Genomic DNA, 13,171 nt, shown 5'->3' with positions numbered 1-13,171 from the left:
GGTCAGGGTGCCCCAGGCAAGAGGTAGGGCGCGCACTCGGCATCGGGATTGGGTCGCGGCGTCAGTAAAATCGTCAGCGGCTGCGGCAAGCCCGCCGGCGGCGCGCCATCGATCAGCAGGCTGCGCAGGCGCTGCAGCACGGCGCGGTCGCGCTGTTCCACGCCGCTCGGCTCGAGCACGTGCACGGCGCGCACCTTGCCCCGCTCGTCGAGCCACAGCTGGAAGGCCAAGCGGTAGCGGCCGAAAGCGTCCGGATGCAAGCGGCACAGGGCGCGCGTAAGCGAGCGCTGCAGGACCGCCGCATAGCCTTGCAATGGTGCGGCGGCGGGCGCAGCTTCGGCCGGCACGGGCGGCGGCGCCACAGGTGCATCGGCCAGCGCCAGCAAGGTAAAGGCATTGCTGTCGCTGAAACGCGCGCCCAGTTGCGTACCCGCCAGCAAACGCTGCAGCGCTTCGGCCGGCGTGTAGTCGCCGCGCACGGGCGAGGCCACTCTGCCGGCCGCCAGCTGACTGCTGACGAGCACGGAATACCCGGTTACTTCGCCAAACGCCACCAGGGCCGCGTCAAGCGGCTGGGCGGGCAAGTCGAAACGCAGAGTTGCATGTGTGCTGGCGTCAGCCCCGTCCGCACTGGCAGCCGGTCGCACGAATGTCATCAATGTCATGAATGTCATCAGCAAGCAGGCGGACAGGGCATTGCCCGTTGCGGCGCGGCGGTGGGTTAGTGTCATTTTCCAGGGAAATCAACGAGAAAGCCTGCTTATGAAGTGTCTTGACTGCAATGTTGTCTGCAGAATGGCAAGATGGTAGCTTCATAAAATGACAAGTGCATGACATGGCGCCAGCCCGCATTCCGGCCCGTGTCATCGCCGCGACACATGACCTTGCTATGCTGGAGGCTGATTCCACCGCTCCGGGAGCCGCCATGGCACGCCTGTTCTTGACTGTTTTATTCGCTTGCGCCGCCCTGCCCGCGCAGGCGGACGAGCACACCGTCGTCGTGCAAGCCCCCGCGCCGCAGAAGGGCTGCGTCGAGGTGGAAGTCCATGGCCAGCGCGCGCAATCGATGTCTTGTTTGAGTGAAAAATTATTGCCGAATAGCAACACCATGAACCGGCAGCCGCCTGCCCTGTCCGGCGCGGAAGCCGTCATGCAGCGCCCGTCGAACCAGCTGGGCCTGTACAACCGCGCCGCCCTCGAACACCGCATGGGCAATGCCTTCGGCAAGTCCATCACGCCGCAACGTCCGCCTGCTCCGCCGCCCGCCAGCCCGCTGCTGCCGCCACGTTGACCTTGTTGTCAACGCACAGTCCATTTGCGCTGTCAAGATTGCGCAATCGCGCCGATTGCGTATCATTCCAGGCTTGATCGCTCTGGAAACAACCATGCTGCCCACTATCGAACAACGCCTTGCCCTTGAACTTGCCGCCAAACCGGTGCAGGTTGCCGCCGCCATCGAACTGCTCGACGAAGGCGCCACCGTGCCCTTCATCGCCCGTTACCGCAAGGAAGCGACAGGCGGCCTCGACGATATCCAGCTGCGCCTGCTCGAAGAGCGCCTGCGCTATCTGCGCGAACTGGAAGAGCGGCGCGCCGCCATCGTGGCCTCGATCACGGAACAGAACAAGATGACGCCCGAGCTGCTCGACGCCGTCATGCACGCGGAAGACAAGACGCGCCTGGAAGACCTGTATCTGCCGTACAAGCAAAAGCGCCGCACGAAGGCGCAGATCGCCATCGAAGCGGGCCTGATGCCGCTGGCCGACGGCTTGCTGGAAAACCCGGAACTGACGCCGGAAACGGAAGCGGGCAAGTTCCTGCGCGACGCATTTACTAGTGCCGACGGCAACAACCCGGGCGTGCTTGACACCAAGGCGGCCCTCGACGGCGCGCGCCAGATTTTGATGGAGCGTTTCGCCGAAGACGCCACCTTGCTGCAAACCTTGCGCGAATACGTGCAGGAACACGGCATCGTCGAATCGAAAGTGGTGGAAGGCAAGCAGGACGAAGGCGAAAAATTCGCCGATTACTTCGATTACTCGGAAACCATTTCCACAGTCCCCTCGCACCGTGCGCTGGCGCTGCTGCGCGGCCGCCGCGAAGGCATCCTCGACGTCACCCTGCGCCTGGACACGGAAGCGGAAAAACCGAAATGGGATGCGCCGCACAATCCGTGCGAAGGCCGCATCGCCGCCCGCTTCGGCATCAAGCAGCAAGGCCGCCCGGCCGACAAATGGCTGGCGGACACAGCGCGCTGGACCTGGCGCGTGAAAAGCTTCATGCACCTGGAAACGGAACTGATGGGCGCGCTGCGCGAACGCTCGGAACTCGACGCGATCAACGTGTTCGCCACCAACCTGAAAGCGCTGCTGCTGGCCGCGCCGGCTGGCCAGCGCGCCACCATGGGCCTCGACCCAGGCTTGCGCACGGGCGTCAAGGTTGCTGTCGTCGATGCCACCGGTAAAGTCGTCGATACGGCCGTGATCTACCCGCACCAGCCAAAGAATGACTGGGACGGCTCGCTGCACACCCTGGGCCGCCTGGCCGCCAAGCACAATGTGTCCTTGATTTCGATTGGCAACGGCACGGCCTCGCGCGAGACGGACAAGTTGGCGCAGGACTTGATCAAGCAGCATCCGGAAGCGAAGATGACGAAGATCGTCGTTTCGGAAGCGGGCGCGTCGGTGTATTCGGCGTCCGAATTCGCCTCGAAAGAGTTGCCGGACATGGATGTGTCCCTGCGTGGCGCCGTCTCGATCGCGCGCCGCCTGCAAGACCCGCTGGCCGAACTGGTCAAGATTGACCCGAAATCGATCGGCGTGGGCCAGTATCAGCATGACGTGAGCCAAAGCCAGCTGGCCCGTTCGCTCGATGCAGTGGTGGAAGATTGCGTGAACGCCGTCGGCGTGGACGTCAATACGGCGTCGGCTCCGCTGCTGGCGCGCGTGTCCGGCCTGTCGGCCAGCGTGGCGCAAAGCATCGTCACCTACCGCGACATGAAGGGCGCGTTCACTTCGCGCGCGGCCCTGAAAGCCGTGCCTCGTCTGGGCGACAAGACGTATGAGCAGGCAGCCGGCTTCCTGCGCGTGATGGGCGGCGAGAATCCGCTGGACGCCTCGGCCGTCCACCCGGAATCGTACCCGCTGGTGGAAAAGATCCTGGCGGACATCAAGAAGGATATCAAGGCCGTCATCGGCGAAACAGCCTTGCTGAAAACCTTGAGCCCGGCAAAGTACGCGGATGAAACGTTTGGCGTGCCGACCATTTCCGACATCTTGAAGGAACTGGAAAAGCCGGGCCGCGACCCGCGTCCGGAGTTCACCACCGCCACCTTCAAGGAAGGCGTGGAGGAAATCCGCGACTTGCGTCCGGACATGATTCTCGAGGGCGTGGTCACCAACGTGGCCGCCTTTGGCGCTTTCGTCGACATCGGCGTGCACCAGGATGGCCTCGTGCACATCTCGGCCCTGTCGAACACATTCGTCAAGGATCCACACACGGTGGTGAAGGCTGGCCAGGTCGTGCGTGTGAAAGTGCTGGAAGTTGATGAGAAGCGCAAGCGCATCGCGCTGACCATGCGTTTGACGGACAGCGCGCCGCAAGCGGGCAGCAAGCCCGAGCAACGTGGCGACCGCAATGACCGCCGCAGCATGGCGCAGCACCAGTCGCAATCGCGCAACGCGCCCGAGCCTGCCGGCAGCATGGCCGCTGCGTTCGCCAAGCTGCGCGGCTAAGTGCATGGCCGCCAGGCATGACTTCATCATCCTGGCTGTGGACGCCGCCGGAGCCGATGCCCAGTTGCTGCTCGATGCATTGTCGGACACGCTGCTGCGCATCAATGGCGACAGCGGCCGTTCTTCCTTCGATATCGAAGCGGCAACGCCGCGCGGCGGCTTTTACCTGGCCCGCGATGCGGCCGGAGAACTGCTGGGCTGCGCCGCCCTGCGCCCGCTGGGCGAAGCGGACAGCACCATAGGCGAACTCAAGCGCATGTATGCGCGCCCGGGTTCCGCTGGCGTGGGCGCGGCCCTGCTGGCCCATGTGGAGGCGCAGGCGCGCCGGCATGGCTACCAGGCCCTGCACCTGTCCACCCGCGTGGCAAATAGCCGCGCCGTGGCGTTTTATGCCAAACACGGCTATGCACCCGTCATTGCCTGGGGCAAATACGTGGGCGCGGCACAATCGGTGTGCCTGGGCAAGACCTTATAAGCGTCAACGTGGCTGACTTGCCCAATTTATGACTTGAGCGCATACCCGTGCCGGCGTTTTCTTATAAAATGACGGCATCTATTTATTTACCCATCAGAGGCAGCTATGAGCGACGTACAAACCTGGATCAAAGAAACCGTGACGAACACGCCAGTCGTGCTGTTCATGAAGGGCACGGCCCAGTTCCCGCAGTGCGGCTTTTCCGGCCGCGCCATCCAGATCCTGAAAGCGTGCGGCGTGGAAAACATCGCCACCGTCAACGTGCTGGATGACCCGGAAGTGCGCCAGGGCATCAAGGATTACTCGAACTGGCCAACCATTCCGCAGCTGTACGTCAAAGGCGAGTTCATCGGTGGTTCCGATATCATGAATGAAATGTTTGAATCGGGCGAACTGAAGTCCCTGCTGGATGCCTGATAGCCAAACGCAGCGGCCGCGCCGTATCGTCGTGGCCATCACGGGCGCCACGGGCGCCGTGTATGGCTTGCGGCTGCTGCAATTGCTAGGCGCCACCCCCGGCGTCGAAACGCATCTGGTCTTGTCGGATGCGGCCGTACTGACCCTGCACCAGGAAACGGGTGTGGGGCGCAAAGAAATCGAAGCGCAGGCGCACGTGGTGCACAAGCTGCGCGACATCGGCGCCTCTATCGCCAGCGGCTCGTTTCAATCGGATGGCATGGTCGTCGCACCGTGCTCGATGAAGACCCTGGCGGCCGTCGCGCATGGCTTGTCCGATAATTTGATCACGCGGGCAGCCGATGTGGTGCTCAAGGAGCGCCGCCGCCTGATCCTGATGGTGCGCGAAACGCCGTTCAACCTGGCGCACCTGCGCAATATGACGGCCGTGACCGAAATGGGCGGCATCATCTTCCCGCCCTTGCCGAGCTTCTACCACCACCCGCAGAGCATCGCGGAGATGGTCGACCATACGGTGGCGCGCGTCATCGACCTGCTCGGCATCGAGCACAGCCTGGCGCCACGGTGGAATGGTCTCAAGTCTGCAAGCGATACCCCTATCCTCTAGTTGGCGTCACGATGTAACTCTGGCGTCACGATGCCTGACAAAAGCGTAGCGAGCGTCAGTGATTTGTGGCCGAGAAGCGCAACCGTGCTGAAGCACGGTGAGCATCGCCGGCCGCAAAGCGCGACGCGCAGTAGCTTTGGTCAGGCATCCACCACTAGCGTTTTTCGAACTGTGTGGCACTTGCCTGCTTCAAATCCCTGGCTTCTTCAACCATCCTGCGGTGGGCGATCCGTTTGCGCATCACTTCCGCATGTTGCGCGGCAGTCATGGGGGGCACGGTCATCAAGTCCTTCAGCTGCGCGGTATTGCTGTAGTTACTTTTCATAAGACGGCTCAAATGCTCGGCTCCGTAGTGGATGAACTGGCTGCTTCTGATGTGATTATGCGCTGGTATTGGCCGCTGCGCCGCCGCACGCGGGATTATTGTTAAATAATTCCGCTGCAGCGCAACATGCGAGGTCTTATTGTGCGGCAAAATCATGTCTCCAGTATGACCTTGCGCAAATAAAAGGACAGGGGGAGCACCGCCAGCGAAAGGCGGACGGTGCCGGCCGGGGAGGGCCTGGATGCTTACTTTTGGTAGTTGACTCGTACCAGCATGCGAATAAATTCTCGCGCGATTTGACGATGATGTTCATCTAATCTTTGCAAATCGGCAATTAATTTCACATCGGCGGACTCAAAACGCGACAAAGCGCTGCCCGCTTCACCGTTCGGCGTGGCGCTTTCCGGGCCGCCAAAACGCAACCATTCCGCCGGAACGCCCAACCATTGGGCAATCATGCGCAATTTCTCTTGCGTCGGAATTGCTTCACCTACTAACCATTTCCTAGCTGCATGCACGGTAATCGGGCGCCCGTCGAAACGGATATTGAATTCCCGGGCCAGTCTGGTCGGGCTGTCTGGAGAATAATGGGCGTTTTTGAGAGCCAACTGAAGTCGCTGGCTGAAGCTTTCGCGTTCGTTAGAAGAATTCATAGGTGTACTATTTCATGTTGTAACATGAAAGTCAGTTTCTTGAATGACCATACAGATTGTTACATTTGAAAAGAGCATCAATTAACAATTAACACTCCAGCCGGGCTTTTCAGGTCAAAAAGTGGGCCGAATTTTCTCTTGCGATTCTGCGTGGCTTCGGGTCAAATTCGCGGCTAGCCTTGATTTTCGCACTGCAGCACGATTCAAAGCCTCGGTTTGGCATTACAACGTACGGTATCGGATAATGCCCTCCTCTACCGATACACGCAATGCCCATGTCATACAATTTCTCGTAGACAAAGTTTTCAGAAGGGCCATTTTGTTTCCAATATAGAAACGACATCAACAACGTGCTCATGGTGAAACGTTGTTTTTTGATCGTGCCTATTGGAAAGAATCTGCGCCTAAAAATTTTACTGCCATCGCAGCGAAAAGAATGTCGCCGTTATGCCAGGAAAGCTCTTTTTGGTGTCATCTTGGCCACCAACTCTCGATCTTAAGCGCGTTTGTGCAAGAAGAATCAATTTATTTTCAGTAATTGTTGTCTGATTCGCCAAATTCTCCCGTCACGACCTCCTTTTTCTTTGTTGCAGCACGGGCAGGGCACGCTACAATAGTATTGACGTTGACGTAAACGGCACTTTGCCACCATTGCCTCGCAGCCCCCATCCAGTGACCGACCACCCATGCAACCGACACCGCCCGCACCCATGACGACCTATACGATTACCGAACTGGCGCGGGAATTCGACATCACGGCGCGCGCCATCCGTTTCTATGAAGACCAGGGTTTGCTCAGCCCGAAACGCGAAGGCGCTGGCGGACGCAGCCGTGTCTACACGCCGCGCGACCGCACCCGTTTGAAACTGACCCTGCGCGGCAAGCGCCTGGGCCTGGCGTTGTCGGAGATCAAGAGCCTGGTCGACATGTACGAGTCGCCGAAAGATACGCGGGCGCAGATGGACCGCTTCCTGGGCGTCCTGGCGCAGCACCGGCAGACCCTGGAGCAGCAGCGCATCGACATTGAAATGGCGCTGGCGGAAATCAGCGCGCATGAAGACGCGTGCGCGCGCATGCTGGCGGACCTGAACCTTGATAAGGCGCAAACCAGCTAAAGGCGCAGGCAGCGGACAACTGCCGCGCGCATTACTTTACGTTTACGTAAACGTCACAACTGAGTATCATAGCTTCACTGACCGGCACCCATGACCGCCACACTTATAACGACGACGAGGACGACATGCTCCATCTCCCAGGCTTGACCTTTGACCACGGCGACGACATCGCCTCGCTGCGCGAAGCGATCCAACAATTTGCCGCCGCCGAAATCGCGCCGCGCGCGGCCGAAATCGACCGCACGGACCAGTTCCCCATGGACCTGTGGCGCAAGATGGGCGACATGGGCTTGCTCGGCATCACAGTCAGCGAAGAATACGGCGGCGCCGGCATGGGTTACCTGGCGCACATCATCGCCATGGAAGAAATCTCGCGCGCCTCGGCCTCCGTCGGCCTGTCCTACGGCGCCCACTCGAACCTGTGCGTGAACCAGATCAAGCGCAACGGCACGTCCGAGCAAAAAGCCAAGTACCTGCCGAAACTGATCACGGGCGAGCACATCGGCGCCTTGGCCATGTCGGAGCCGAACGCGGGCTCGGACGTCGTCAGCATGAAACTGCGCGCCGACTTCAAGGGCGACCGCTGGGTCTTGAACGGCACCAAGATGTGGATCACCAACGGCCCCGACGCGGACGTGCTGGTGGTGTACGCGAAAAACGACCCGGAAGCGGGTCCGCGCGGCATGACGGCTTTCCTGATCGAAAAGAATTTCAAGGGCTTTTCCATCGCGCAAAAGCTCGACAAGCTGGGCATGCGCGGCTCGCACACGGGCGAACTGGTGTTCCAGGATTGCGAAGTGCCGGCCGAAAACGTGCTGGGCGGCCTGGGCAAGGGCGTCAATGTGCTGATGTCGGGCCTCGATTTCGAGCGCACCGTGCTGTCCGGCGGCCCGCTGGGCATCATGCAAGCCTGTATGGACCTGGTCGTGCCTTACGTACATGACCGCAAGCAATTCGGCCAGGCCATCGGCGAATTCCAGTTGATGCAAGGCAAACTGGCCGATATGTATTCGACCATGATGGCGTGCAAGGCGTATGTCTACGCCGTGGGCCAGGCCTGCGACCGCGCCACCACGCCGGAAGCCGTGCGCCAGTTGCGCAAGGATGCGGCCGGCGCCATTCTGTATAGTGCGGAGAAGGCCACCTGGATGGCGGGCGAAGCGATCCAGGCCCTGGGCGGCAACGGCTACATCAATGAGTATCCGGCCGGCCGCCTGTGGCGCGATGCCAAGCTGTATGAAATCGGCGCCGGGACCAGCGAAATCCGCCGCATGCTGATAGGCCGCGAACTGTTTGCGGAAACCAAGTAAGCACGGGCGCGCGATTATCGACTGGGTGATGAGCCATTCATGCGAGCACAGATATGACGCACATTGCCTTCCCAAAATTGCTCTCTTCCCAGATTGCATTCGATATCGCGCGCACCATCCGCGACGGCTTCGACAAGCATTACCGTTTGTTCCGCGAAACGAGCCAGCAAGCCAAGCAGTATTTCGAGCAAGGCGCCTGGACCGCGGCGCAAACGGCGGCCCGCGAGCGCATCGACTTTTATGACAAGCGCGTGCAGGAATGCGTGCAGATGCTCGAAGATGAGTACGAAGAGTCGGAGTTGAGCGACGAAGTGTGGCGCGAACTGAAGCTGCACTACATCGGCATGCTGACGGAACACAAGCAGCCGGAACTGGCGGAAACCTTCTTCAATTCCGTCTGCTGCAACATCCTGCACCGCACGTATTTCAATAACGACTATATTTTCGTGCGCCCTGTCGTTTCCACGGAATACATCGAAACGCAAGACCCGGCACCCACCTACCGCGTGTATTACCCAGGCAAGGATGGCTTGCGCCATACCCTGCAACGCATGGTGACGGACTTCCAGCTCGACTGCGCCTTTGCCAACCTCGAGCGTGACGTGGCCCAGGTGGAAGCGCGGCTGCAGCAGCTGTTCGGCGGCGACAGGCTCGAGCCGAACCACCAGATCCAGGTCCTGACCAGCTTGTTTTACCGCAACAAGGGCGCCTACCTGGTCGGCAAGGGCATCAACGGCAACCGCGATTATCCATTTGTCGTGCCCATTCTGCACAACCGGCACGGCAAGCTCGTGCTCGATACGGTGCTGTTCGAGCACCAGCAGATCGCCGTGCTGTTTTCATTTACGCGTGCGTATTTCCTGGTGGATATGGAAGTGCCGTCGGCCTATGTGCAATTCCTGCGCAGCTTGCTGCCGCGCAAACCGCGCAGCGAAATCTATACGATCCTGGGCTTGCAGAAACAGGGCAAGACGCTGTTTTACCGCGACTACCTGCAGCACTTGAAACATTCGTCGGATCACTTTGAAAGCGCGCCCGGCATCCGCGGCCTGGTGATGCTGGTGTTTGCCCTGCCCTCGTTTCCGTATGTCTTCAAGGTCATCAAGGATTTTTTCCCGCCGCCCAAGGAAACCACGCGCGCGCAAGTCCAGCAAAAGTATTTGCTGGTGAAACACCACGACCGGGTGGGCCGCATGGCCGACACGCTCGAATATTCCAACGTGGCCTTTCCCCGCGCCCGTTTTGCCGAGGAATTGCTGGCCGAGCTGAAACAGTTCGCCCCCTCGCTGATCGAGGAAGACCACGAGCAGATCATCATCCGCCACCTGTATATCGAGCGGCGCATGGTGCCGCTGAACATGTGGCTGAGCAATGCCGAGAAAGAAGGCCGCGACGACCTGGTCGAACACGCCATCGTCGAGTACGGCAATGCCATCAAGGAACTGGTGGCGGCGAATATTTTTCCGGGCGACATGCTGTATAAAAACTTTGGCGTGACCCGTCATCAGCGCGTCGTTTTTTACGATTACGATGAAATCGAGTACGTCACCGATTGCCAGTTCCGCGTCATCCCCGAGGCGCGCACGGAGGAGGAAGAAATGTCGGCCGAACCGTGGTATCCCATCGGCAAGCACGATGTGTTTCCCGAACAATTCGGCACCTTCCTGCTGGGCAATCCCCGCATCCGCCGCTATTTCATGCAGCACCATGCCGACCTGCTGACGGCGCAATACTGGCAGGCACGCAAGCAGCGCATCGACGACGGCCATATCGAGGACGTCTTCCCCTATCCGCAGCACCTGCGTTTTTGTATGCAGTCACCCTCCCCACCCTTAACCGGAGATCCAACATGAATGATCCAGTCGTAATCGTCGGTGCCGCGCGCACCCCCATGGGCGCCTTCCAGGGCGACTTTGCCAACGTCACCGCCAGCGACCTGGGTGCCGTGGCCATCCGCGCCGCCGTCGAACGGGCCGGCGTGGCACCGGACGCCGTTGAACACGTGTTTTTCGGCAATTGCCTGATGGCCGGTCAGGGCCAGGCCCCCGCGCGTCAAGCCTTGCGCAAGGCGGGCTTGCCCGATTCCACGGGCGCCGTGACCCTGTCGAAAATGTGCGGCTCGGCCATGCAGACGACCATGTTCGCGCACGACACCTTGCTCGCCGGCAGCGCCGACGTGGTGGTGGCGGGCGGCATGGAATCGATGACCAACGCCCCCTACCTGGTGCCGAAGGCGCGCGGCGGCTACCGCATCGGCCACGGCATGATCTATGACCACATGATGATGGATGGCCTGGAAGACGCTTACAGCCGCGATGAAAAGGGCAATGCCCGCTCGATGGGCACGTTTGCCGAAGAGTGCGCCAGCCAGTACGCCTTCACGCGCGAAGCGCAGGATGCGTTTGCCATCGAATCCGTGAAACGCGCGCAAGCGGCCACCAAGGATGGCAGTTTTGAGTGGGAAATCGCCCCCGTGACCGTTTCTGGCCGCGGCGGCGACACCGTCGTCAGCATCGATGAAGGCCCGCAAAAAGCCCGCCTGGAAAAAATCCCCACCTTGAAAGCCGCCTTCAAGAAAGATGGCACGATCACGGCCGCCTCGTCTTCGTCGATCAACGACGGCGCGGCAGCCCTCGTGCTGATGCGCGAATCGACGGCGAAAAAGCTCGGCTGCACCGTCATCGCGAAAATCCACGGCCACGCCACGCATGCGCAGGCGCCGAACGAATTCACCACGGCCCCCATCGGCGCGGTGAAAAAGCTGTACGCCAAGACGGGCTGGAGCAGCAGCAATGTCGATTTATTCGAGATCAATGAAGCGTTCGCGGCCGTGCCGATGGCCGCCATGCACGACCTCGATATTCCGCACAGCAAGATCAACATCCACGGCGGCGCATGCGCGCTGGGGCACCCGATCGGCGCCTCGGGCGCGCGCATCATCGTCACCCTGCTGGGCGCCTTGAAAAAAACCGGCGGCAAGCGCGGCGTGGCAGCCTTGTGCATCGGCGGCGGCGAAGCGACGGCGATGGCGATCGAACTGGTATAAGCTGCTCTGTTGACGACAGGCGCGCGCGGTGTGGACATGCTCGCTGCGCGCCTTTTCATTGATTACTCAGGGAGAACACATGCCTACTGCATTGATCATCGGCGCCTCGCGCGGCATCGGCCACGAAATCGTCCGTCAATACCGCCACGACGGCTGGCGAGTGATCGCCACGGCGCGCACGCAAGACGCTTGCGACGCCCTCGCGCAACTGGGCGCGGAAGCGCACCGGCTCGACGTGACGGACGTGGAAGGCTGTGCCGGCCTGGGCTGGAAGCTCGACGATGAAAAACTCGACGTGGCCATCCTCAACGCGGGCGTGTATGGCCCGCGTCAAGATGGCACCCCCACGCAAGAAGATTTCGATGCCGTCATGCACACGAACGTGCTGGCGGCCATGCGGCTGCTGCCGCTCCTGGCGCCGCTGGTAGGCAATGCCAAAGGGAAACTGGCCGTGCTGTCCTCACACATGGGCTCCCTGAGCGAGCGGGGCAATCCCAGCGGCTCGCTGTACCGCGCCAGCAAGGCGGCCCTGAATTCCGTGCTGATCGACACGTCCCTCGTGCATGGCCCGCAAGGCGTCAGCTGCGTGGCCTTCCACCCGGGCTGGGTACGCACGGACATGGGCGGCGCCGGCGCCGACCTTTCCCCCGAGCAAAGCGCTGCCGGCATCCGCGCCACTCTGGCCAGCCTGCCGGCCACGGACAAGGCCGTGTTCCGCAATTACGATGGCAAGCCCATCGGCTGGTAATTCCTGCATCCACTATAAAAAATACGAGACGACGTCCCATGATACTCAATGAAGAACAGACCATGATCCAGGAAGCGCTGCGCAGTTTTTCGCGCGAGCGCCTGGCGCCCAATGCGGCCCGCTGGGACAAGGAACATCATTTCCCGAAAGAAGAATTGCAGGAACTGGCCGCGCTGGGCGCCTTTGGCGTGGCCGTGCCGGAAGCACTCGGTGGCGCCGGCCTCGACTATGTATCGCTGGCCCTGGTACTGGAAGAAATCGCCGCCGGCGATGGCGGCACGTCGACCATCATTTCCGTCAACAATTGCCCCGTCTGCAGCATCGCCATGATGTACGCCAACGACGCGCAAAAGGAACAATGGCTGCGTCCGCTGGCGCAAGGCGCGATGCTCGGTGCGTTTTGCCTGACGGAACCGCACACGGGCAGCGACGCCTCGGCCCTGCGCACGACGGCCACCCGCGACGGCAATGAGTACGTACTCAACGGCACCAAGCAGTTCATTACCAGCGGAAAATATGCGGACGTGGCCATCGTCATGGCCGTCACCGACAAGGCAGCCGGCAAGCGCGGCATCAGCGCCTTCTGGGTGCCGACCAATACGCCAGGCTACATTGTGGCGGGACTGGAACAGAAGATGGGCCAGCATTCGTCGGACACGGCGCAAATCCTGTTCGACAACTGCCGCATCCCGGCAGAAAACATGATTGGCGAAGAAGGGCAAGGCTACAAGATCGCCCTGT

General features: G+C 60.9%; 14 protein-coding genes. 11 read left to right on the top strand and 3 right to left on the bottom strand.

All coding sequences use genetic code 11. From position 1 onward, the window contains the following. Positions 1–2 precede the first annotated feature (2 nt). Positions 3–665: a secretin and TonB N-terminal domain-containing protein gene (locus tag VM94_RS08830; RefSeq protein ID WP_046683285.1), complete on the bottom strand. Its 663-nt coding sequence runs from the start codon at positions 663–665 to the stop codon at positions 3–5. A gap of 260 nt (positions 666–925) precedes the next feature. Here VM94_RS08830 and VM94_RS08825 point away from each other — a divergent pair, with 260 nt between their 5' ends. The 5 genes from VM94_RS08825 to VM94_RS08805 all read left to right on the top strand — a co-directional run bounded on the left by VM94_RS08825 (position 926) and on the right by VM94_RS08805 (position 5,233). Continuing rightward, a complete protein-coding gene (locus tag VM94_RS08825; RefSeq protein ID WP_046683176.1) occupies positions 926–1,291 on the top strand; it encodes a hypothetical protein in 366 nt (121 codons plus the stop codon). 94 nt (positions 1,292–1,385) lie between these two features. Continuing rightward, the gene (locus VM94_RS08820; RefSeq protein ID WP_046683175.1) at positions 1,386–3,734 is read left to right on the top strand and encodes a Tex family protein; all 2,349 of its coding nucleotides are present in this window, start codon (positions 1,386–1,388) and stop codon (positions 3,732–3,734) included. A 4-nt stretch (positions 3,735–3,738) separates the two neighbouring features. Next, entirely contained in the window at positions 3,739–4,209 is a 471-nt protein-coding gene (locus VM94_RS08815; protein WP_046683174.1) for a GNAT family N-acetyltransferase, read from the top strand. A 105-nt stretch (positions 4,210–4,314) separates the two neighbouring features. Beyond that, complete coding sequence (grxD, locus tag VM94_RS08810) at positions 4,315–4,626, top strand: Grx4 family monothiol glutaredoxin (RefSeq protein WP_034753766.1); 312 nt, start codon at positions 4,315–4,317, stop codon at positions 4,624–4,626. Further along, the gene (locus tag VM94_RS08805) at positions 4,619–5,233 is read left to right on the top strand and encodes a UbiX family flavin prenyltransferase (protein WP_046683173.1); all 615 of its coding nucleotides are present in this window, start codon (positions 4,619–4,621) and stop codon (positions 5,231–5,233) included. The genes grxD and VM94_RS08805 overlap by 8 nt, the downstream gene beginning before the upstream one ends. Before the next feature lie 154 nt (positions 5,234–5,387). On the opposite strand, the gene VM94_RS08800 is transcribed toward VM94_RS08805, so the two are convergent. Then, positions 5,388–5,714 carry a hypothetical protein gene (locus VM94_RS08800; RefSeq protein ID WP_046683172.1) on the bottom strand — a complete coding sequence of 109 codons (327 nt, stop codon included), beginning with the start codon at positions 5,712–5,714 and terminating at the stop codon, positions 5,388–5,390. Positions 5,715–5,803: 89 nt separating this feature from the next. Further along, complete coding sequence (locus tag VM94_RS27745; RefSeq protein WP_034753756.1) at positions 5,804–6,211, bottom strand: hypothetical protein; 408 nt, start codon at positions 6,209–6,211, stop codon at positions 5,804–5,806. Positions 6,212–6,921: 710 nt separating this feature from the next. Here VM94_RS27745 and VM94_RS08795 point away from each other — a divergent pair. From VM94_RS08795 to VM94_RS28935, 6 genes are all read left to right on the top strand, one after another. Continuing rightward, positions 6,922–7,326 (top strand): MerR family transcriptional regulator, encoded by a 405-nt coding sequence (locus VM94_RS08795; protein WP_046683171.1) that lies wholly within the window; start codon positions 6,922–6,924, stop codon positions 7,324–7,326. 125 nt (positions 7,327–7,451) lie between these two features. Next, entirely contained in the window at positions 7,452–8,636 is a 1,185-nt protein-coding gene (locus tag VM94_RS08790) for an isovaleryl-CoA dehydrogenase (RefSeq protein WP_046683170.1), read from the top strand. A 53-nt stretch (positions 8,637–8,689) separates the two neighbouring features. Beyond that, positions 8,690–10,489, top strand: a complete 1,800-nt coding sequence (aceK, locus tag VM94_RS08785) for a bifunctional isocitrate dehydrogenase kinase/phosphatase (protein ID WP_046683169.1) — start codon at positions 8,690–8,692, stop codon at positions 10,487–10,489. Beyond that, entirely contained in the window at positions 10,486–11,682 is a 1,197-nt protein-coding gene (locus VM94_RS08780; RefSeq protein ID WP_046683168.1) for an acetyl-CoA C-acyltransferase, read from the top strand. Before aceK ends, VM94_RS08780 begins: the two co-directional genes overlap by 4 nt. Positions 11,683–11,761: 79 nt before the next feature. Then, positions 11,762–12,430, top strand: a complete 669-nt coding sequence (locus tag VM94_RS08775) for an SDR family oxidoreductase (RefSeq protein ID WP_046683167.1) — start codon at positions 11,762–11,764, stop codon at positions 12,428–12,430. 38 nt (positions 12,431–12,468) lie between these two features. Continuing rightward, the coding region (locus VM94_RS28935; RefSeq protein ID WP_046683312.1) for an acyl-CoA dehydrogenase family protein at positions 12,469–13,171 on the top strand (703 nt) is incomplete at its 3' end.

The sequence above is a fragment of the Janthinobacterium sp. KBS0711 genome, from assembly GCF_000988085.1.
Lineage (GTDB): Bacteria > Pseudomonadota > Gammaproteobacteria > Burkholderiales > Burkholderiaceae_D > Janthinobacterium > Janthinobacterium lividum_E.
Note: the sequence above shows the minus strand (reverse complement) of the source record. Positions and strands in the feature narration are given on the sequence as shown.